This window comes from Acidimicrobiales bacterium, assembly GCA_041394245.1.
Classification (GTDB): domain Bacteria; phylum Actinomycetota; class Acidimicrobiia; order Acidimicrobiales; family Aldehydirespiratoraceae; genus JAJRXC01.
Map to the genome: position 1 here is coordinate 461,493 of JAWKIR010000004.1, position 21,170 is coordinate 482,662.

At 68.1% G+C, this 21,170-nt stretch carries 18 protein-coding genes; 8 read left to right on the top strand and 10 right to left on the bottom strand.

Annotation, left to right across the window (positions count from 1 at the left end; all coding sequences use genetic code 11):
• The first annotated feature begins 6 nt into the window (after positions 1-6).
• On the top strand, positions 7-1,572 hold the full coding sequence (gene serA, locus R2707_21015) for a phosphoglycerate dehydrogenase (protein MEZ5247583.1): 1,566 nt from the start codon (positions 7-9) through the stop codon (positions 1,570-1,572).
• 24 nt (positions 1,573-1,596) lie between these two features.
• Positions 1,597-2,793 carry a hypothetical protein gene (locus R2707_21020; GenBank protein MEZ5247584.1) on the top strand — a complete coding sequence of 399 codons (1,197 nt, stop codon included), beginning with the start codon at positions 1,597-1,599 and terminating at the stop codon, positions 2,791-2,793.
• A gap of 15 nt (positions 2,794-2,808) precedes the next feature.
• On the opposite strand, the gene R2707_21025 is transcribed toward R2707_21020, so the two are convergent.
• The 4 genes from R2707_21025 to leuC all read right to left on the bottom strand — a co-directional run bounded on the left by R2707_21025 (position 2,809) and on the right by leuC (position 7,738).
• Positions 2,809-3,189, bottom strand: a complete 381-nt coding sequence (locus R2707_21025) for a hypothetical protein (protein ID MEZ5247585.1) — start codon at positions 3,187-3,189, stop codon at positions 2,809-2,811.
• 59 nt (positions 3,190-3,248) lie between these two features.
• On the bottom strand, positions 3,249-5,570 hold the full coding sequence (locus R2707_21030; GenBank protein MEZ5247586.1) for a beta-propeller domain-containing protein: 2,322 nt from the start codon (positions 5,568-5,570) through the stop codon (positions 3,249-3,251).
• A gap of 92 nt (positions 5,571-5,662) precedes the next feature.
• A complete protein-coding gene (leuD, locus tag R2707_21035) occupies positions 5,663-6,253 on the bottom strand; it encodes a 3-isopropylmalate dehydratase small subunit (GenBank protein MEZ5247587.1) in 591 nt (196 codons plus the stop codon).
• Between the two features lie 81 nt (positions 6,254-6,334).
• Positions 6,335-7,738 (bottom strand): 3-isopropylmalate dehydratase large subunit, encoded by a 1,404-nt coding sequence (gene leuC / locus R2707_21040; protein ID MEZ5247588.1) that lies wholly within the window; start codon positions 7,736-7,738, stop codon positions 6,335-6,337.
• A gap of 51 nt (positions 7,739-7,789) precedes the next feature.
• Between leuC and R2707_21045 the strand changes: the two genes are divergently transcribed.
• A complete protein-coding gene (locus R2707_21045) occupies positions 7,790-8,443 on the top strand; it encodes an IclR family transcriptional regulator (GenBank protein MEZ5247589.1) in 654 nt (217 codons plus the stop codon).
• Positions 8,444-8,842: 399 nt separating this feature from the next.
• Here the strand turns inward: R2707_21045 and R2707_21050 are convergent, their stop codons facing one another.
• The 5 genes from R2707_21050 to R2707_21070 are packed head-to-tail and all read right to left on the bottom strand — an operon-like array spanning position 8,843 to position 15,032.
• Entirely contained in the window at positions 8,843-10,528 is a 1,686-nt protein-coding gene (locus R2707_21050; protein ID MEZ5247590.1) for a class I adenylate-forming enzyme family protein, read from the bottom strand.
• The gene (locus R2707_21055) at positions 10,525-11,415 is read right to left on the bottom strand and encodes an alpha/beta fold hydrolase (protein MEZ5247591.1); all 891 of its coding nucleotides are present in this window, start codon (positions 11,413-11,415) and stop codon (positions 10,525-10,527) included. Before R2707_21055 ends, R2707_21050 begins: the two co-directional genes overlap by 4 nt.
• On the bottom strand, positions 11,415-11,885 hold the full coding sequence (gene greA / locus R2707_21060; protein ID MEZ5247592.1) for a transcription elongation factor GreA: 471 nt from the start codon (positions 11,883-11,885) through the stop codon (positions 11,415-11,417). Before greA ends, R2707_21055 begins: the two co-directional genes overlap by 1 nt.
• Before the next feature lie 29 nt (positions 11,886-11,914).
• Positions 11,915-13,513, bottom strand: coding sequence for a hypothetical protein (locus tag R2707_21065; GenBank protein ID MEZ5247593.1), 1,599 nt, complete (start codon positions 13,511-13,513; stop codon positions 11,915-11,917).
• Complete coding sequence (locus tag R2707_21070) at positions 13,497-15,032, bottom strand: hypothetical protein (protein MEZ5247594.1); 1,536 nt, start codon at positions 15,030-15,032, stop codon at positions 13,497-13,499. Before R2707_21070 ends, R2707_21065 begins: the two co-directional genes overlap by 17 nt.
• Positions 15,033-15,213: 181 nt before the next feature.
• On the opposite strand from R2707_21070, the gene R2707_21075 reads away from it, so the two are divergent.
• From R2707_21075 to R2707_21090, 4 genes are read left to right on the top strand one after another with little or no spacing between them, the layout of a single operon-like run.
• Positions 15,214-16,179 (top strand): 3-isopropylmalate dehydrogenase, encoded by a 966-nt coding sequence (locus R2707_21075; GenBank protein ID MEZ5247595.1) that lies wholly within the window; start codon positions 15,214-15,216, stop codon positions 16,177-16,179.
• A gap of 9 nt (positions 16,180-16,188) precedes the next feature.
• On the top strand, positions 16,189-17,106 hold the full coding sequence (locus R2707_21080) for a branched-chain amino acid transaminase (GenBank protein ID MEZ5247596.1): 918 nt from the start codon (positions 16,189-16,191) through the stop codon (positions 17,104-17,106).
• Positions 17,103-18,752, top strand: coding sequence for a citramalate synthase (gene cimA, locus R2707_21085; protein MEZ5247597.1), 1,650 nt, complete (start codon positions 17,103-17,105; stop codon positions 18,750-18,752). The genes R2707_21080 and cimA overlap by 4 nt, the downstream gene beginning before the upstream one ends.
• A gap of 39 nt (positions 18,753-18,791) precedes the next feature.
• Complete coding sequence (locus tag R2707_21090; GenBank protein ID MEZ5247598.1) at positions 18,792-19,313, top strand: hypothetical protein; 522 nt, start codon at positions 18,792-18,794, stop codon at positions 19,311-19,313.
• On the opposite strand, the gene R2707_21095 is transcribed toward R2707_21090, so the two are convergent.
• Positions 19,314-19,685: a DUF4190 domain-containing protein gene (locus R2707_21095; protein ID MEZ5247599.1), complete on the bottom strand. Its 372-nt coding sequence runs from the start codon at positions 19,683-19,685 to the stop codon at positions 19,314-19,316.
• Between the two features lie 57 nt (positions 19,686-19,742).
• Between R2707_21095 and gltX the strand changes: the two genes are divergently transcribed.
• On the top strand, positions 19,743-21,167 hold the full coding sequence (gene gltX / locus R2707_21100) for a glutamate--tRNA ligase (protein MEZ5247600.1): 1,425 nt from the start codon (positions 19,743-19,745) through the stop codon (positions 21,165-21,167).
• The last annotated feature ends 3 nt before the right edge of the window (positions 21,168-21,170 follow it).

Genomic DNA, 21,170 nt, shown 5'->3' on the forward strand with positions numbered 1-21,170 from the left:
TCGGACATGTCTCGAATTCTGGTGACCGAAACCATCGCCGAGTCCGGCCTCGACCGCCTCCGCGAGGCCGGTCACGATGTCGACGTGCAGCTCGATCTCGACCCGGCCGGGCTGCTCGAGGCGATCGTCGGCGCCCACGGTCTCATCATCCGTTCCGCCACCCAGGTGACCGCCGAGGTGCTGGCCGCAGCCGACTCGTTGATGGTCGTCGGACGGGCGGGCATCGGGCTCGACAACGTCGACGTCCCCGCCGCCACCGCGGCTGGAGTGATGGTCGCCAATGCGCCGCAGTCCAACATCATCTCCGCTGCGGAACACACGATGGCGCTCCTGCTCGCGCAGGCCCGCAATGTGCCCCAGGCCCACGCCGCGCTCGTCGCCGGTCGCTGGGAGCGCTCGAAGTGGGAGGGCGTGGAGCTCGCCGACAAGACACTCGGCATCGTCGGCCTCGGCCGGATCGGCAGCCTCGTCGCCCAGCGCGCCGCAGCCTTCGGGATGCGGCTGATCGCCCACGACCCGTTCGTGTCGGCCGACGCGGCCAAGAAGGCCAATGTCGAGCTCGTCGATCTCGAAACGCTCGTGTCCACGGCCGACTTCCTGACCCTCCATCTGGCCAAGACCCCCGAGACGGCGGGGCTCATCGGCAAGGAGCTCCTCGCCAAGGCCAAGCCCAACCTGCGAGTCATCAATGTGGCACGCGGTGGCATCATCGACGAGGCCGCGCTGGCCGAAGCCGCCCGCGAGGGTCGCATCGGCGGGGCGGCCATCGACGTGTTCGCCACCGAGCCGACCACCGAGTCGCCGCTGTTCGATGTGCCGAGCATCGTCGTCACCCCCCACCTCGGCGCCAGCACCGCAGAGGCGCAGGACAAGGCCGGCGTCACGATCGCCGAGCAGGTCGGCCTGGCGCTGGCGGGGGAGTTCGTGCCGTTCGCGGTCAATGTCGATGCGGCCGAAGTGAGCGAGACCCTGCGGCCCTTCGTTCCCCTGGCCGAACATCTCGGCGCGATCTTCGGCGGTCTCGTCGCAACCGTCCCCGACACGATCGACGTCGAACTCCGCGGCGCGATCTCCAAGGACGACACCCGGATCGCGGTGCTCTCCGCGATCAAGGGTCTGCTGTCGGTGCACACCGGGACACCCGTGAGCTATGTGAACGCCCTCGATGTCGCCGCCGGTCGTGGTGTCGAGATCCGGACCATCACGGCGCCGGCGCAGGACCACGTCAACGTGATCCGCATCTCCGGCGGGGGTCATTCGGTCTCCGGGCGCCTGTCGGGCCTCGACCAGAGTCACCGCATCTCCGAGCTCGACAACCACGCCCTCGACATCCACCCGAGCCCCCACATGCTCATCATCCGCAACCAGGATCAGCCCGGGATGGTCGGCGTCGTCGGCGCAACCCTCGGCGACGCCGGGATCAACATCTCCAACATGCACATCGGCGAGAGCGGCGACGGCGTCGAGGCGCTGATGGTCGTGTGCACCAGTGCACCGGTTCCCACTGCCGTGCAGGACGCGCTGCGGAGCAACAGCAACGTGCGTTTCGTGAGGGCGATCACCGTCAGCTGACCGCCTTCGCTACCCTCCTCCGGAATGGAGCGGCGCGAAGCACTCATCACCGGAGTCGTTCTCGGTGTCCTCTGCGTGGTCATCGCCGTGGTGGTCGCCTACGGGCGCGCACAGGAGTCGCCGCTGGTGGCCGACGACGAGATGGCTTCCGACGGTGGGGTCGCCGACGGCGGTGTCGCCGACGAGTCCCTCGACGAGTTCGCGACGTTCGTCGACGAGGCGATCGCGTTCGTGGAAGCGACCCGCGGCCGCCGGTTCGTCACAGAACCGAGGGTCGTCACCCTCAGCGAGGCGACGTTCGTCGCTCGGATTCGCGCCGATCTGTCGCAGGAACTCACCGAGGACCCGGAGGGCCTGGTGATGCTCAACGCCACCTATCGGGCGATGGGCCTGATCGGGCCCGACGACAGCGTCGACGAGGTCTACGGCCGATTCGGCGAGGCCGGCATCCTCGGCTTCTACGACCCGGAGACCGACGAGCTCGTCGTTCGCCAGCGCGACGAACTCTCGCTGCTGACCAAGTCGACCATCGTCCACGAACTCACCCACGCATTCGATGATCAGCACTTCGACCTCGACCGACCCGAGTACGACGACCGAACCGACGAGGTCGCGTGGGGATTCCGCGCGGTGGCGGAGGGGAGCGCCTCGTGGGTCGAAGCCGAGTGGAAGGCGACGCTGAGCGCCGCCGAGCGCGACGACCTCGCTCGCGAGGAGTTCAGCTTCGGCGACCCGGGGATCTTCAACCAGTTCGAGCTGTCGTTCCTCCTTCTCGAACTCTCGCCCTACGAGTACGGCGAGGTGTTCGTCGAGCACCTGATCGACACCGGCGGCAATGCGGCACTCGACGAGGCACTCGAGGATCCTCCGATCACGAGCGAGCAGGTGATCTCTCCGGATCGCTACGACGCCGAGGAGGGTGCGATCGTCGTCGCTCCTCCTCCGGCTGACGGTGAGATCGTCTACTCGGGGTTGGGCGGTCAGGTCCTGATCGACTCGTTGTTCACGGGCGTCGGGCTCATTCTCGACTTCGAGTGGGGCGGTGACCAGCTCGTGGTGTGGACGGCCGACGGTCGCAGCTGCATGCGCTGGGACATCCAGTCCGAGGACGGGGAGACCTACGGTGTCGAGAGCGCCTTCGGCGACTGGGCGTCGCGCATCGGTGGTGCCGATGTGTCGCCGCTCGACGAACGAACCGTGCGCGTCGAACGCTGCGTCTGACCCGGTGTGGCGTCGCTACCGCTTCGCCCGGCGGAAACCATCGGCTTCGGCGTCGGATTCGGCGGCGTAGCAGCGCTCGGGGACCGTGCGGTCGTAGGACAGACCGCCGGGCACGTGGAAGATGCCGGAGTCGGCGTTGCCCTTGATGGGATGGGTCAGCGGGCATTCGCCGTCGACGGGTTCGACCCATCGCTGGGCGGGCGTGGACGCCGCCACGAACTGGACGGGACCGGTCCGCTTCTCGGCCGACACCGTCGCCACCAGCGGCGGCCAACTGGCCTGGCCGGTGACCTCGGGCGCCTTCGCCCCGCGCAGGGCACGGACGGCCCCGACGGCGACGCCGACGACGGTGCCGACCTTCAACACGTTGGCGAGTCGTTTGACGAGATCAGGCATCGGGGGCTCCCTTGCGAACGCCGCCTCCCGGCGACGGCGAGTCCCCGAACCGTACCCGCTCAGAGGTCGACGGCGCCGAGCCGATCGAGGGTCGTCAGGTCGTTCACCTGCAGACGGGCCGGACCGGAACCACCGAGCCAACCCCACGGGGAGCTGACGGTCCAGAGCTCACCATCGGGCAGGACGATCGAGCGGCGGATCTGGGGGACGCCGTCACCGATCGGCCAACAGGAGACGATCGTGCCCTCGGCCTCGAGGCCGATACGGACAGCCTCCTCGGCCAGCCACGGCTCGTCGTAGCATTCGTAGCCGGTGGCCGAGCGGGTCTCCCCCTCCTCGCAGTCGAGGATCAGGCTGTATTCGTCGGTGACCATGTATTCGAGCTCGCTCTGGAACTCGCCCTCGTCGACGTTCGGGAGTTCGTCGTCGGTGATGACACGGCAGTCGGTCTGGCCGGTCTGGACGGTCTCGTCGACGTGATCGAACCGGCCGACCTCGGTGATGGTCGACCCCTCGATCCGCAGGAGGACGACGCCGGCCCACTGCTCACCGCGGTCCCAGGTGCTGATCGGGATGACGGCGAGGTTCTCGGGTGCCCACCAGAGGAACGCGTGGGTGTCCCAGCCGATGTCGTTCCAACCGTCGGGACCGACCCAGGTGGCGACCTCCTGCGGGTTGGCGAGGTCGTTGACGTCGAACAGCGAGACCTTCGAGCCGGTGACCTGACCGGTCTGCTCGTCGGCATCACTGCCCACGCCGATCACGAGACCGTCGCCGATCGGGTGCAGGTAGCTCGAGAAGCCGGGGATCTTCAGCTCGCCGCGCACCACCGGATCCGTCGGGTCGCTGAGGTCGAGGGTGTAGAGCGGGTCGACCTGGCGGAACGTCACGACATAGCCGACGTCTCCCTGGAACCGGACCGACTGCACGGCCTCACCGTTGCCCATGTCGCCGACCGAGCCGACCTCGACCAGTTCGTCGCCCTCTTCCTTCAGAACCCGGACGAAGGACTCCGACGTCTCGTCCCAGTTGTTGCCGGTCGTGGTGACGACCCGGAGATGGCCGTCGTACTCGCTGAACGAGTAGCTGTCGCGAACGAGACCGTCGACCGAACCGCTGGCGGTGTAAGCCGCCGATGTGTCGGAGGCGATGTCGAAGCGGTGGATCGATGTCGTGACGTTCTCGACGATCTGTTCGCGGGCGGCGTCGACCGTGTCGAGGTCGAACCAGGACGTCGTGGCCACGTAGACCGATTCCGTCGACGCGTAGACGACCTCACCCGGTGCCAGTACCGACGATGTGGTGGTCGGATCGATCGTGCCGTCGACGGCGACGGTCAGCACCGAGAGGACACCGAAGCCGGCGAACTCGGTGGGGGCGTGGACCTGCTCGCACGGGACGAGGAGGCCGTCGCCGGTCTGGGCGCCGTTGGCGTCGAGCAGCGTGTAGGAGGGGAGCCAGTCGGTCAGTTCGGAGTCGAGGATCGCCTCGCGATTGCTCTGCTCGGCCCGGTCCTCGCCGGCTTCTCCCTGCGGGAAGACGAACGGGAAGTTGTACTGCGGGTTCGAGCGCACGATGATGCGCGCCGTGCCGTCGACGGCACGGGCGCTGACATAGTCGCCCTCGGCCGCGAGCGTCTCGAGGATCCGAGGCGTGTCGCCGTCGACCGTGATGCGGGTGATCGTCGTGCGGCTACCGCCGGAGGGGTAGGGCCCGACGACGGCGGCGTCGGAGGCGACGTCGTCGACGATCCCGACCTCGTTCCAGCCCTGGTTGACCAGCAGCAGGTTGTCGCCGTCGATGAACAGTTCGGCCCGGTCACCCTGCGGCACGACGACGGTGCCGACGACCGCACGGGTGGCGACGTCGACGATGACGAGTTCGTTGTTGGCGACGATGTAGACCCGCTCGCCGTCGGTCTTCACCACGTCGGCTTCGTCGACACCCGACTCCTGGATGTTGGTGCCGGAGAAGTCGACCCCCTCCGTGAGATCCGCGCCGTCACCGCCCTGTGCGGGCACCGTGGTGGCGGGCGCCGCTTCGGCCGAAACCGAGCCGTCCGAGTCGTCGACGGCGTTGGCGCCCGCCATGTCGTCGGCCATGGCGACCGGGCCGTCGACGGGCCACCAGCCGCCGTACCAGCCGTCGTCGAATCCCCACGGGCCAACCCGTTCGGCGCCTTCCGAGCGGAGGTGGTCGAGCAGTGTGTCGCAGCTGTCGAAGCCCGACAGGGCGCTCGTGAGTTGGACGTCGTCGCCGCCGATCTCGACGACGATGTCGTCGCCACCGGGGGGTCGGCCGTCCGAGGAAAGCGCGTCGTCGGTGCCACAGGCGCCGGCGAGCAGGCCGACGGCCGCCAGGGTGGTCAGGACTCTACGCATGGGGCTCTCCGGTCGAAGAAGGGGGATCGAATCGTCAGCTATGACGACGCGCCCGATCGAGCGGTTCCCGATCTCGTCCAGAAAAGTTCGCGTCAGCTGGTGGGGAGCCAGGGACGGCGCGATGCCTCGTACTCGTCGATGTCGGACTCGTACCGAAGCGTGAGGCCGATGTCGTCGAGTCCCTCGAGGAATCGCTCCTGGGTCGAGTCGTCGAGCGGGAAGGTCGTTTCGAGGCCCGCCGCGGGGGCTTCGACGGTGCGGCGCTCGACATCGATGGTGATCTCGAGGGTGGGATCCGCCTCGACGGCCCGCATCAGGGCGACGTTGAAGTCGGCGTCGACCGTGACCGGGACGAGCCCGTTCTTCGTGCAGTTGTTGCGGAAGATGTCGGCGAAGCGGGGCGAGATCACGGCATCGAACCCGTACTGCTGGATGGCCCACACCGCGTGTTCACGGGAGGATCCGGTGCCGAAGTTCAGGCCACCGATGAGGATGTTGGCGCCCGCGTACTCCTCCTTGTTCAGGACGAAGTCGCGGTCGTCGCGCCATTCCGAGAACAATCCCTTCTCGAACCCGGTCCGCTCGACCCGCTTGAGCCAGTCGGACGGGATGATCTGGTCGGTGTCGACGTCGGTCCGGTCGAGCGGGACCGCAGTCCCCGTGACGATGCGTACAGCTTTCATGATGTGTGCGTCCTTTCCGAAATTCGGGTGAGTTGACCCGATTTCTTCGGGTCAACTCGCCTTAATTTCGGGGTGGTGGGGTCAGGTGAGGTCGGCGGGGGTGGCGAACGTGCCGGCGATGGCGGTGGCAGCGGCGACGGCGGGAGAGACGAGGTGGGTGCGGCCGCCGCGGCCCTGACGGCCCTCGAAGTTGCGGTTCGACGTGCTCGCGGAGCGCTCGCCGGGCTGCAACTTGTCGGGGTTCATGGCGAGACACATCGAGCACCCCGGCTCGCGCCAGTCGAAACCGGCGGCCCGGAAGATCTCGGGGAGACCCTCGGCCTCGGCCTGGGCCTTGACCTGGCCGGAGCCGGGCACGACCAGTGTCCGTACGCCGCTCTTGACCTGGCGCCCTTCGGCGACCTTGGCGGCGGCGCGGAGGTCCTCGATGCGGGAGTTGGTGCATGAACCGATGAAGACGGTGTCGACCGCGACGTCGCGCATCGGGGTGCCGGCGGTGAGGCCCATGTACTCGAGGGCGCGGGCGGCGGTGTCGCGCAGACCCGGGTCGTCGAAGCTGTCGGGCGACGGGATGTCGCCGTGGAGCGGCATCACCTGCGCGGGGTTGGTCCCCCACGAGACGTAGGCCGGGATGTCGGCGCCGTCGAGCACGACCTCTTCGTCGAAGACGGCGTCGTCGTCGGTGACGAGGGTCTTCCAGTCGGCGACGGCCGCGTCCCAATCGGCCCCGGTCGGACTGTGTTCGCGCCCCTCGAGATAGGCGAACGTGGTCTCGTCCGGCGCGATGAGGCCGGCCTTGGCCCCGCCCTCGATCGACATGTTGCAGACGGTCATGCGGCCCTCCATCGAGAGGTTGCGGATGACATCGCCGCGGTACTCGATGATCTTTCCGATCCCGCCGCCGGTTCCGATGCGGCCGATGATGGCGAGGATCACGTCCTTGGCCGTCGAACCCTCGGGTAGTTCCCCGTTGACCGTGATGGCCATCGTGCCGGGACGCGTCTGGGGGAGCGTCTGGGTAGCGAGGACGTGCTCGACCTCGCTCGTGCCGATGCCGAACGCGATCGAGCCGAAGGCGCCGTGGGTGGCCGTGTGGGAGTCGCCGCAGACGATGGTCATGCCCGGCTGGGTGAGGCCCTGCTCCGGACCGATGACGTGGACGATGCCCTGCTTCGGGTGGCCCATCGGGTAGTTGGTCACGCCGAACTCGGCAGCGTTGGCCCGCAGCGTGTCGACCTGCTTGCGGCTGATCTCGTCGGCGATCGGCTTGTCCTGGTCCTCGGTCGGGACGTTGTGGTCCTCGGTCGCCACGGTGAGATCGGGACGGCGGACCGTGCGGCCGGTGAGGCGCAGGCCGTCGAACGCCTGCGGCGACGTGACCTCGTGGATGAGGTGGAGGTCGATGTAGAGCAGGTCGGGGGCACCACCGATGCCGGCGGTGACGAGGTGTCGATCCCAGATCTTCTCGCTGAGGGTCTTGCCCATGTTGTTCCCATCACTTGACCGTCTCAAATAGTGAGACGTATGTTCTGAACCGTGGAACACACGATAAGCGGTGTCGGCGTCATCGACAAGGCCGCCGCCGTATTGACCGCAATCGAGGTCGGGCCGGTCGGTCTCGCCGGGTTGGTCGAGCGGACCGGGTTCAGCCGCGCGACCGCCCATCGTCTCGCCATCGCGCTCGAGGTCCATGGCTACATCCGCCGCGACGGCGCAGGCCGCTTCGCACTCGGAAGCCGCCTTCTCTCGCTCGGCGATGCGGCGGCCCGGCACTGGCCCATCGCCGACGCAGCCGGACCTGCGCTCGCGTCGTTGCGGGACGCCACCGGCGAATCGGTCCAGCTCTACGTGCGTGACGGGTCCGCTCGCATCTGCGTGGCGTCACTCGAATCGCCCCACGGGTTGCGGACCATCGTCGCCCGCGGCGCGTCCCTGCCGCTCACCAAGGGTTCGGGAGGGCGAGTGCTCTCCGGCGAGACCGGGCCGGACGGCTATGTCGTGTCGGTTGCGGAACGGGAGGCGGGGGTGGCGTCGGTGAGCGCGCCGGTCAGAAACGGCGACACCGTCATCGCGGCGGTCAGCGTCAGCGGTCCGATCGAGCGGCTGAGCCGTGATCCCGGACCGGCGTTGGGTGCTGCGGTGCTGCAGGCGGCCCACGCGATCGCGATCGCGGCCGGACTCGACCGATAGGTTTCTCGCGTGGAAGGTCACGACGAGTCCGAGCTCGGCACCGCGTCGATGGTGCTGCTCCGCCTGAGCGCGGTCGTCGTCGTCGCAGTACTGCTCTGGTTCCTGGTCGACGCGATTACGGGGTGAGCCCGGCCGGCCGGGACGACGGCGATCGAACGAGCGGTCGCGTGCGACCGAGACCGAGACCGGGTCCGAGTGCGGTGTCGCACATCCGATCCCTGGCGTCGCCCCGGGTGGGAGCTTCCTCCGGCGTGCTGCAGCGCATGGTGACTGGTGCAACGACAAGAGCGCCGGTTCGCCGAAGTACTCGGCGAGTCAGGCCGTCCCGACCTCGAGGTGCCGGCGGCGTGTCACTGCGTCTCGCGCCTGGCCAGGGTCTGCGGGCGAGGGGGCTCCCGATCAGTCGTCGTGGACGATGTGGTCGCGTTCGCCGCTGAGCGCACCCTTGACGACCTTGCCGGCGGCGTTGCGCGGCAGCGGTTCGGTCCGGATGTCCCACCGGGTGGGCACCTTGAAACCGGCCAACGACTCGGCGCACCAGGCCCGCAGGGAGTCCTCGTCGATGGTCCGGCCCGGCTGCGGCACGACCGACGCGGCGACGGCCTGGCCGGTCTCCGGGTCGTCGACCCCGTAGGCCGCGCACTCCTGGACGTCGGGGTGTTCGTCGAGGCGGTACTCGATCTCGACCGGATACACGTTCTCGCCGTTGTGCAGGATCATGTCTCGGGCCCGGCTGTCGATGAACAGCAGGTCCCCGACCATGCGGCCGATGTCGCCGGTGTCGAGCCAGAAGTCGTCGTCGATCGCCTCGGCCGTGGCTTCGGGATTCTCCCAGTAGCCGAGCATCGTGTAGGCCGACTTCACGCAGACTCGGCCGTTGACCCCCTCGGCGACCTCGTTGCCGTCGTCGTCTCGGATCTGCACCTGCATGGTGGGCAACACGTGGCCGGTGGCCGTCGGCTCGGCCTTGTATTCGGCGCCACCGAACGAGGCGACGACGCCGACCGTCTCGCTCGAGCCGTAGCCGATGGCGACGTTGGCGGTGGCGTTCGGGAATGTGTCGCGGACGCGCTGTTGCAGCTCGGGGCTCGCCGGCGCACCTCCGAACCCGACGTTCGTGAGCGATGCGAGGTCGTAGTCGCCGAGGGCGGGATGGTCGACGACCCGCGGACCCATCGCTCCGATGAGGGTCCAGGCCGTGATGCGTTCCTTCTCGACCAGGGCGAAGCACTCCTCCGGATCGAAGCGACCCTCCCGGAACACGAGGGTGCCACCGACACTCATGTTGATCAGCGTCGAGCCGGAGAGTCCCGACACGTGGAAGAGCGGCGAGGTCATCAGCACGCGGGGCTTGACGGTCGGGCGTTCCGGCGGTGGCTCGCCGGCGGCTTCGCTGGCAGCGGCGGCGATCATGAACTTCAGCGCGCCGTTGAGCATCTGCACATCGACGAAGCCGACGAGGCCGCGGTGGGGGACGACGGCGCCCTTGGAGCGCCCGGTCGTCCCGCTCGTGAAGAAGATCGAGCACGGATCGTCTTCGTCGAGCGGGATGGTGGGCAGCTCGTGCTCGCCCACACCGCGCTGGAGTCGGTCGCGTTCGGCGTCCATGTCGACGGTCTCGACACCGAGTTCGGCGGGCACGCGGGCCAGGCGCTTCTCATCGCCGAGGATCAGCTTCGGCGTGGTCAGCTCGGTCGCGTGGCTGATCTCGTCGGGGGTCCACCAGCCGTTGTAGAGGCACACGACGGCACCCATCGACACGAGCGCGAAGTAGGCGATCACCCAGTCGGGCGAGTTGGCCGCGAGGATGGCGACGCGGTCCCCCTTGGCGATGCCGTGGTCGGCGGCGAGCGCAGCGGCTTCGGCCGCGACGAGTTCGGGGAACCCGGCGTGGGTGATGCGGCGATCGCCGAGCACGAGGAACTCGGCATCGCCGTGGGCACCGGCCGCGACGACGAAGTCGCGCAGTGAGCGCTTGCGGTTCACCAGAACGGGCACCTGATGGCCACGCACGTCGAGCATCTCGACCGGAAAGAACCCTTCGGGTCCGGTGAGCTGCTCGATGAAGGTCTGTCGTGGATTCATGGGTCCCCTGCTGCGTGACGGACGAGATCGACGAACCCGGGGACGAACTCGCCGGGTCGGGTCACGCATCCGTCGTGGTCGATCGGTGCCGACACGATCTTGGCATGCGGGATCAACGCCGCCATCCGGTGCTGTCGATCGGGAGGCACGATGCCGTCGTGTGACGTGATGAAGATGCCGGTGGGAACGTCGACGTGATGCAGCCAGCTGCGGCTGTCGAAGTCGGCGATCGCACCGCCCGCCTCGAGCATCATCGGCACGGATCCGGAACGGACCTCGGAAACGAACCAGGGCGGACGCTCGTTGGGGTTGCTGCCGCCGGCGACCATCGCACGGGTGAACACGTCGATCTGGCGTCGACGGGGCATCAGGCGACTGGCCCGACCGAGATGGCCCAGACCCTGCATGGCGATCTTCTCGGCCGGTCGCGCCGACGAACGGGCGAATGTGGCGGCGAGCACCAGTCCCTGCACACGCTCGGGGTGACGGCGCCACACGAGTTGGCCGATGGGGCCGCCCATCGAATACCCGGCGACCACGAACCGTCCGATGCCGAGATGATCGGCGAGTGCCACGGCATCGTCGGCGGCGTCTTCGAGACGGAACGTCCGGCGGCTGCGGATCCCGCGCCCATGACCCCGATGGTCGAGGCTGACGACGTTGGCGAACTCGGCGAGCGGCTCGTAGACGCGGAACCAGTTGAGCGCTGCGGTGACGGTCCAGCCATGGAGGAGGAGGACGGTCGGTGCGTCGGCGGAGGGTCCGGCGAGCGCTCGAACGAAGGTGGTGCCGCGGCCGGGGAGCTCGATGCGACGTCCCACCGGCAGGGCGGGTCGGCCGATGTGGGGCTCGGCGGGCTCTCGATCGGTTGCGATGGAGGTCGCCACTATGCGATCTCGACGACCTCGACCTTGAGCACGGCTCCGGTCGGGGCCTCGTATTCGACCGTGTCGCCGACCGACGCGCCGAGCAGGGCCGCGCCCATCGGTGAACCCGGCGAGACGACGGTGACGTCGTCTCGCTGCTCCTCGATCGAGCCCACGAGGTACTTCTCGACCTCGTCGTCGCCCTCGAAGACGATCGAGACGATCGCGCCGGTGCCGACGATGTCGCCGCCCCCATCGGCCTCGACGATCACCGCGTCTTCGAGGATGCGGGCGAGATGCAGGATCCGGCCCTCCATCTTTCCCTGCTCCTCCTTGGCGGCGTGGTAGTCGCCGTTCTCTGAGAGGTCGCCGAGTTCGCGGGCCGACTCGATCTTGCGGGCGATGTCGATCCGGCCTCGGGTGGTGAGGTCGTCGTGCTCGGCCTTGAGGCGGTCATAGGCCGCCTGGGAGAGCTGGTGTGGGTCAGCCATGCGGAGAATCTACCGGTGTCACGCGGTCATCACCCGATGGTGGAGTGCAGCGTCCAGCGCTCATGGCGGGGCTGGGGCCCACCGGCCCCGAGCGACGCCGACCCGTCGAAGGCGAGCGTGCCTTCGACGGCAAGGGGATCGAAGAGGTCGATCGTCCACTCGCCGACAAGGGTCCCTTCGGCCACCACGCTCGCGCCTCGCTGCGAGATGTCGAGTTCGAGGTCCTGGTCCGCGGCCAGCGTCAGCCGTGACCCGGAGATGTCGACCACGTGCCATTCGATCGGCCAGCTGCAACCGCCGATGCAGAGGTCTGGCACGACGACTTCGCTGATGAGCGAGTCCGGGAACCCGGCGTGGAGGTGGCTCTCCGCGGGAAGCCGCGGGACCAACGAACCGAAGACCTGCCAAAGCGAGAGCTGACCACGCCACGAGGTTCCGGGCTCGCCGTCGGGAGCCAGGGAGAGTTCGAACTCGGTGGGTGCGCCGGCCTGTGGTCCGGGTTCGTAGGCGACGGAGCCGGCGAAAACGACGGCTCCCGATGATTCTACGTCGACCTCGCCCTGATAGGTGACCGTGCCCGACACCGCGGTGTCGCCCGACCCGGTTTCGTAATCGAGGGTCAGCGTGTGGGGCCGCTCGTCGAGTGGGTGGTAGCGAGAGAGGATGTCGACGAGGGTGTCCCGTTCGAACGGCTCCTCCGTGCCCGGGGTGCGTTCCCCGGCGATGGACTGCTCCACGACCCCTTCGGCTCGGATCGAACCCGTCGCGGCGCCGGTCGAGAGGTCGATGCGCAGCGTTCCGGACTGCTCGACATCGAGAAGGTTGCCGCCGTAGCGGTCGCCGTCGTAGGCGGTCGAGTTGCCCCCGACGGTCAGGGTGATGAGGTCGCCATCGATCGCGATCAGTTCGAATTCGGCGTCGGGAGGGGAGTACAGGTAGTTGTCGCCCACCTGCCACCGGGCGCCGACCCCCACCGGCTGATCGGGAAGCGGTAGCAGCACCGAACGCAGCAGCCGTTCGAGCGTGAACCCCTGTTGGCGGACGATCTCAGGCTCGCCCGTGGTGACGATGTCGAGGGTCCCGTCGCGGAGATGGAGGGCGACACCGCCTGTGTACATCGGTGGATCGGCTGCGGTGCCGGCGTCGTACGGTCCGGCGTCGAGCGGTGCGGCCGATATGACCTCGAACCAGAGCCCGTCGTCGAGCGGTTGCACCTCGGCCCGGATGTGCACCTCGCGGTTTGGGTCGAAACCCGGGGCGAAGCGTCGGATCCAGTGACTGTCGTTCCATCGGTCGCGGATCACGAACTCGACGTCGGCGGGTTGATCGGCTCGATACCGCAGCAGCACGCGTTCACCCTCGCCCTCCGACAGGAGCATCACATCGCGGCCGAAGTTCGTGTGCTCGCGGCGCCAACCGTCGTCGGGCCGCGGTGCGGTGGTCGTCGGCGGAACGGTCGACGTCGAAGCCACAGGGACCGTGCTCGAGGAGGGCGACGCCGGCGGCGTGGAGTCCGTGGGGGGCGCGGCCGAGGGGTCGTCGGCCGCGCACGACGACAGCACCGAGCCGAGCACGGCGAGCACGGCGAGGAAGCGTGGGCGCCGCGGGCGGTCAGTTGTCAGGGGCATCCAAGGCCACCGCCTCCCACCATTGGTGGACCGGGATGGACGGCTGGTCGGCGGAGCTGAAGGTGTAGTCGAAGACGACATCCAGGCGACCTCGAACATCGAGCACGTTGAACCGGTTCACCACGAAGGTACCTGTCACCGTGCCGACGGTGCGCACCAGTGCACCACGGTGGGACGTGTCCTCGGCGAACGGCGCGTCGATCGTGATGACGACGTCGGCACCGTCGAGCTCGGAGATCCTCCAGGTGATGGGTACCGTCGTGCCGCCGATTCCCACTTCCAGGATCTTCAGCTGGTCGATGCCTCCGAAGGGGAGCGGCCCGCGCAGCGAGCGATCGTCGACCCAGTCGGGCAGCATCCCGTCGATGAAGGCTTCGAGTGCCTGGAAGAAGTCGCTCCGTGACCACTCGGTCTGATTCGTCTCGTCGAAGTCGACCGGGTCGACGAACTCATCGGCGTAGAGGTCGCCTTCCATCTCGGCGCGGCCGGAGAATCCCGGCACACCGGAGCGATTCTTGGGCTCGGACATGGCCGACCCGCTCAGCGTGATCCGGTCCTCTCCCACAAGGTCGCCGAAGTCCACACCGATCCGGAACTCCGTGTCGACCGCCGCGCCGAGGACGAGCATCGGCACCGTCGGACTCTCGATGTCCAAGGTTTCGGTGAACGTCTCCCCGCCCTCGTCGCCGATCTCTCCGGTCACCGCGATCTGTCCGATCACACGACCCGAGCTGGTGTCGATCGTGATCGTGCCGTCGTGGGTGCCGGACCGTGGCGCACTCGACCCGCGGCTCAGCCAGGGATCGCTCAGGGAGAACCCACTGGCATCGCCGGAGAGCTGCAGTGTGACGAGCGGTCCCTCCCGGTCGACGAGTTCGTAGGTGGGAGCACGAAGGAACGCATGGGGCCCGGTGCCGGGGGTCGACCAGGTTGCGCCCGGCGCGATCGGTTCCGTCGGGAACGGCACCAGGACGGCCCGCAACAGGATCTGTATGCCCGACACCGCTGCGTTGTCCCATTCGGCCGCAGGCGGTCCCCAGATCCGTACCGAGCCGGATCCCTCCACTTCGGCTGCGATCGGCGCCGCGCCGAGGGTGCCGGTCTCGTCGTCGACCGTGTCGATGTCGATCCACAGGCCGGTGTCGGTCGGGCGCGTGGTGCCGCTGAGGACGGTGCGTCCGGCCGGATCGCCCCAATCGATGTCGAGTGCGAAGGGTGCCTCGGCCGTGCCCTGGTAGGCGATCACCGCAGCGTCTCCCGTGCCGGGTGTGGTCAGGGTTGCGTCGTCGTAGCCCGTGGCGTTCCACACCGCAGCGGCCGGCCCGTCTTCGTCGAGGAGCACCCAGTCGGCCGGAGCGGCCGAGGTGGACGCTGGCGGAGAGGTGGTGGTCGTGGCCGGTGCGACGGTGGATGTCGGGGCGGTCGTTGTCGTGGTGTCGGCGGGAGTTGCCGCGGGATCGCCGGCCCCGCACGCTGCGGCGACGAGCACGACGGTGATGAACACGAGGAGACCTTTCACGACACGAGTCTCGCGCCTCGATTGAGGTCTCGAGCGGCCGGCCGCTAGACTTGCCCGCATGATGATGCAGACAATCATCGCGATTTCGTAGCGCACGCCCGATCGGCGTGCGCTTCTGACCGTCCACTTCGGTGGGCGGTTTTTCATTTCTCCCGGCAACCAACAACGAGAAAGCACACACATGGCACATCGAGTGGGCATCGTCGGCGGCGACGGGATCGGTCCCGACGTCATCGCCGAAGGTCTGAAGGTCATCCGCGCCGCGGGCGTGGAGCTCGACACCGTCGACTACGACCTGGGTGGCGAGCGCTACCTGAAGGACGGCGTCGTCCTCACCGACGAGATCATCGACGAGTGGCGGGGCCTCGACGCCATCTATCTCGGTGCGGTCGGCACCCCGGATGTGCCGCCCGGCCTGATCGAGCGGGGCCTGCTGCTCAAGATGCGCTTCGACCTCGACCTCTACATCAACCAGCGCCCCTTTCTGTCGCCGGGCCACGACTTCGTGGTCATCCGCGAGAACACCGAGGGCACGTATGCCGGCGAGGGCGGCTTCCTGCGCAAGAACACGCCCGAGGAGATCGCGACGCAGGGTTCGGTCAACACCCGCCACGGCGTCGAACGCTGCATCCGCTACGCCTTCGATCTCGCGATGACGCGCCGCAAGCACCTGACCATGTGTCACAAGACCAATGTGCTCACGTTCGCCGGAGACCTGTGGGAACGCACCTTCAACGAGGTCGCCGAGGAGTACCCGGAGGTCGAGACCGCCTACAACCATGTCGACGCGGCGTGCATCTACTTCGTCGAGAGCCCGCAGCGCTACGACGTGATCGTCACCGACAACCTCTTCGGCGACATCCTGACCGACCTCGGGGGTGCCGTGAGCGGCGGGATCGGCTTCGCCAGCTCCGCCAACCTCCATCCCGGCCGGGTGTCGATGTTCGAGCCGGTCCACGGCTCCGCACCCGACATCGCGGGAACGGGCAAGGCCAACCCCACCGCTGCCGTATTGTCGGGAGCGCTCATGCTCGACCATCTCGGCGAGTCCGAAGCGGCCGACCGCATCCGTGCGGCGTGTGCCGACCCGGAGTCACTCGTCGGATCCACCACCGAGATCGGCGACCTGATCGCCGGTCGGCTCTAGGAGAGAACGATGCCGATCACGCCGACGCCCCACATCTGGATGAACGGCGAAATGGTGCCGTGGGAGGACGCGAAGATCCACGTCCTCACCCACTCGCTGCACTACGGAACCGGTGTCTTCGAGGGCATCCGGGCCTACGAGACCGACGAGGGTCCGGCCATCTTCCGGCTCACGGAACACATCGAACGTCTCTACAACTCGGGCAAGATCCTGGGCATGCCGATGACCTACTCGGTGCCCGAGATCGTGCAGGCGTGCAAGGACGTCGTCGCCGACAGTGGGCTCGAGGCGTGCTACCTCCGGCCGATCGCCTACTACGGCTACGGCGAGATGGGGCTGGCCACGGGGGCCTGCAAGGTCGACATCTCGGTCGCGGCGTGGCCGTGGGGCGCGTATCTCGGCGACGACGCGGTCAGCAAGGGCGTGCGCATGAAGATCTCGTCGTGGACCCGCCACGACCACAACATCATGCCGCCGGCGTCGAAGACCACCGGCAACTACGCCAACAGCACCCTCGCCAAGATGGAGGCCCTCAACGCCGGCTACGACGAGGCGATCATGCTCAACGGTGCGGGCCTGGTCAGCGAATGCTCCGGCGAGAACATCTTCGTCGCCAAGGGCGATGTGATCCTCACGCCGCCGACGTCGTCGGGGGCGCTGCCGGGCATCACGCAGGACACCGTCATGGCACTCGCCGACGATCTCGACATCGAGATCCAGATCGGCGACATGGCCCGCAGCGATCTCTACACCGCCGACGAGATCTTCGTGGTCGGCACCGCCGCCGAGGTCAGCGCGGTCAACTCGGTCGACGATCGCAGCGTGCCCTGTCCGGGCCCGGCAACCCTGGCGATCGCCGCCGCCTACGCCGACGTCGTGCGGGGGAAGAACCCCAAGTACCGATCCTGGAACGAGCTGGCCAGATGACCGGAACCGATGCAGAGGTCACGATCGATCGTTCGGCCGTGCGCGACCCGTCGTGGCCGGCCCGCGTCGAGATCTACGACACGACGCTGCGCGACGGCTCGCAACTCGAGGGCATCTCGCTCACGGTCGACGACAAGCTCCGCATCGCGGAGCAACTCGATCGCCTCGGCGTCGGCTACATCGAAGGCGGGTGGCCGGGTGCCAACCCGAAGGACGACGAGTTCTTCGAGCGGGCCAAGACCGAGTTGAAACTCTCGACCAGTGAGTTCGTCGCGTTCGGTTCGACCCGTCGCCCGAAGGGCAAGGTCGACTCCGACCCGACGCTCGCCAATCTGGTCGCCGCCGGCACCGGTGTGGTGTGCATCGTCGGCAAGTGCTGGGACTATCACGTCACCGAGGCCCTGAAGACCACCCTCGACGAGGGCATCGCGATGGTTCGCGACTCGGTCGAGTACCTGGTCGGGCAGGGCAAGCGGGTGTTCTTCGACGCCGAGCACTTCTTCGACGGCTATAAGCGCAACCCCGAGTTCTCGCTGGCGGTGCTCGAAGCCGCGGCGATGGCCGGCGCCGAGGCCGTGGTGTTGTGCGACACCAACGGTGGATCGCTGCCGCCCGACATCGAGTCGGCGGTGCGGGCCGTCGTCGCCCATGTCGATTGCGCGGTCGGGATCCATCTCCACAACGACACCGGCTGCGGCGTCGCCAACGCCCTCGCCGCCGTGCGAGCCGGGGCCACCCAGGTCCAGGGCACGATCAACGGCTACGGCGAGCGGGTCGGCAACTGCGATCTGGTGCCGATCATGGCCAACCTCGAGCTCAAGATGGGGATCACCTGCCTGCCCGAGGGCCGCCTCCAACACCTCACCTCCGTCGCCCACCACATCGCCGAGTTGGTCAACTTCACGCCCGATCCGCAACAGCCCTACGTGGGCTCGACCGCTTTCGCGCACAAGGCCGGGCTCCACACGAGCGCCCTGAGCCGACGCTCCGATGCCTACGAACACGTGGCGCCCGAGTCGGTCGGCAACGGCACCCGGGTGCTCGTGTCGGAGATGGCGGGCCGGTCCACCCTCGAGATGAAGGCGGCCGATCTCGGGATCGAGATCGACGGCCGGGTCCTCGGCGAGATCATCGACACCCTCAAGCGCCTCGAGCACGAGGGCTACCACTTCGAGGCCGCCGACGCATCGCTCGAACTCCTGATGCGCGGCGCCGCCGGCTGGGAGCAGCCCTACTTCCGTCTCGAATCGTTCTCCGTCGACATGGCCCACCGTTCCGGAACCGGCGCGCGCCTCTGGAACGACGTCGCCGTCGACGTCGACACGCAGGCGACGGTGAAGCTCTGGGTGGGGGACGAACGCAAGATCGCGGTGGGCGAGGGCAACGGTCCCGTCAACGCGCTCGACGCCGCCGTTCGGGCCGCGCTCGACGGTCGCTACCCCACCCTCGACCGCGTGACTCTCACCGACTTCAAGGTGCGGGTGCTCAACACCGAGAAGGGCACCGGCGCGGTCACCCGGGTCCTGCTCGACTCCACCAATGGCAATCGGTCCTGGTCGACCATCGGGGTGTCGGAGAACATCATCGAGGCCTCGTGGCAGGCGCTCGTCGACTCCCTCGTCTACGGGCTCCTCTACACGGAGTGACGCACCCCGTGCGACCGTGAGGTCGCTACGATCGCGGCCATGTCGGCACCCACGCATGTTCCCGGTCGCGTCAATCAGACGAAGCTCTACAGCTCACCGCCGCGTCGGGCCGGATCCTGGAGGGCGGATCGCCCGGGCGAAGTGGTCGGCTCGGCCCAGCCGTCGGGGCCCGCGCTCGGCAACCAGGGCCCGGATCAGGGTTATGTGCTCAAGCTGGCCGCCGGCCTGAAGGACGAGCTGGTCCTCGCCCCGGGGGAGCACGCTGCCGATGCGCTCGCCGGTGCCACCGCCGTCGCCCTGCGACGGGCATCGCTCTACGGCCGGGCCCCGATGATCGGCGACCTGCGACTCGCGCTGACGCTGTTCGGCTACCTCGGCCACGCACCCGACGAGCTGGTCGCCAAGCGTCGCGAGCTCTTCGATGAGGTGCACCACACGACGATCCACTACTTCTCCGCTCGCGAGATCGCCGATCTCGTGCCGGAGGAAACGCTGCGCATGTCGCTCGACGAGGTCACCGCAGCGTGCGCGGCCGACTGGAAGGCACCGCTCGGGTTGTAGTCAGCCCAGCAGGATGAGGAGGGCGAGCAGGCCGCAGGCGAGTCCGGCGTAGCCCACGATCAGGCCGACCATGGCATTGCCTCGGCCCACCTCCCGCCCGTCGGATTCGCGGATCTGCTGCATGGCCAGGTGGCCGAAGATCACGCCGAGAATCGACCCGATGAAGAAGACCCAGGAGATCGACAGCACGAGCGATGCCATCGCGAACTGGTTGTTGCGGGGCGGGCCGACGGGGATCTCGACGACCGGCGCGACATTGACCGAGGGCATCTGGGGCGACGCAGCCCACGCCATTCCGTCCCACCAGCGTTCGACCGCGGGGTTCTGCGGATCCGGGTAATACCCGGCGGGCGGTGGTTCCGTCTCGCGCACGACCGCAAGTTAGCGCCCTCTGCTGGCTGATCAACGGCGGCGGATAGCCTCGGCCTCGTGACTGCGCCTCGAGTTCGTTTCGCCCCTGCCCCGACCGGGTTCCTCCATGTCGGCAGCGCTCGCAGCGCACTGTTCAACTGGCTCTACGCCCGTCACACGGGCGGCACGTTCGTGCTGCGCGTGGAGGACACCGACGAGGCGAAGACCACCCAGGAGTTCGTCGACGCGATCACCGGGCCCCTCACCTGGCTCGGGCTCGACTGGGACGAGGGTCCGCTGTTCCAATCGGAGCGGCGCGATCGCCATGTCGCCGCCGTCGAGCAACTCGTCGCCGAGGGCAAGGCCTACTTCTGCGATCTGAGCCGTGAGGAGATCGAGCAGAAGGCGGCCGACGCGGGTCTTCCCGCCGGCTACCACGGCTGGTCCCGCGATCGGGGGGTGCAGGACGGCCCGGGAGTCGTCGTCCGGTTCCGGGCGCCCGACGAGGGCAGCACGGTGATCGACGATCTGATCCGGGGGCGGGTCGAGTTCGCCCACGACACCATCGAGGACTTCGTGATCCGGCGGGGCGACGGTTCGCCGGTGTTCCTGATCGCCAACGCGGTCGACGACCACGACATGGGCATCACCCACGTGATCCGCGGCGAAGACCTGCTCAACACCACACCCAAGGTGAGGCTGCTGTGGGCTGCGCTCGGCTACGGCGAGCCACCGACCTACGCCCACCTTCCGCTGTTGGTCAACGAGCAGCGCAAGAAGCTCTCCAAGCGACGCGACGACGTCGCGCTGGCCGACTATGTCGCCCGCGGCTATCTGCCCGAGGCCATGCGCAATGCGCTGGCGTTGCTCGGGTGGGGCCCGAAGGACGAGATCGAGATCCGCCCGATCGAGGAGATCATCGAGCTGTTCGATCTCGTCGACGTCAACAAGTCGCCGGCCTTCTTCGATCCGAAGAAGCTCGACCACATCAATGCCGAATACATCAAGGCGATGACCCCGATGGAGTTCATCGAGGTCGCCGAGCCCTGGCTGACGGCCGACGACGTGCCCTATCCGGTGGCCAACTACGACCGGGTCGTCGCGCTGGCCCTCGCAGAGGATGTGCAGCAGCGGGTGGCGACACTTGCCGAGGCGCCGGCATGGCTCGACTGGGTGTTTCTCGATGCCGTCGACGACTACGACGAGAAGGCGTGGATCAAGGCGATGGTCAAAGGCACGGCCGCCGATCGGGTGCTCGACGACATCGCCACCGCGTTGGCCGACGACGACTTCACCGATCGCGACCGGCTCGAGGCGAAGGTGATGGCCGTCGGCACCGCCCTGAGCGAGGAGCTCGGCACGAAGGTGATGTCGCAGGCGCCCCTCCGTGTGGCGCTCACCGGCAGGGGAGCGGGCATCCCGTTGTGGGAGGCCATGACCCATCTCGGTCGCGACGTCTGCCTCGCCCGAGTGGCCGCCGCCCGAGCCCGGCTCGACGTCTGAGCC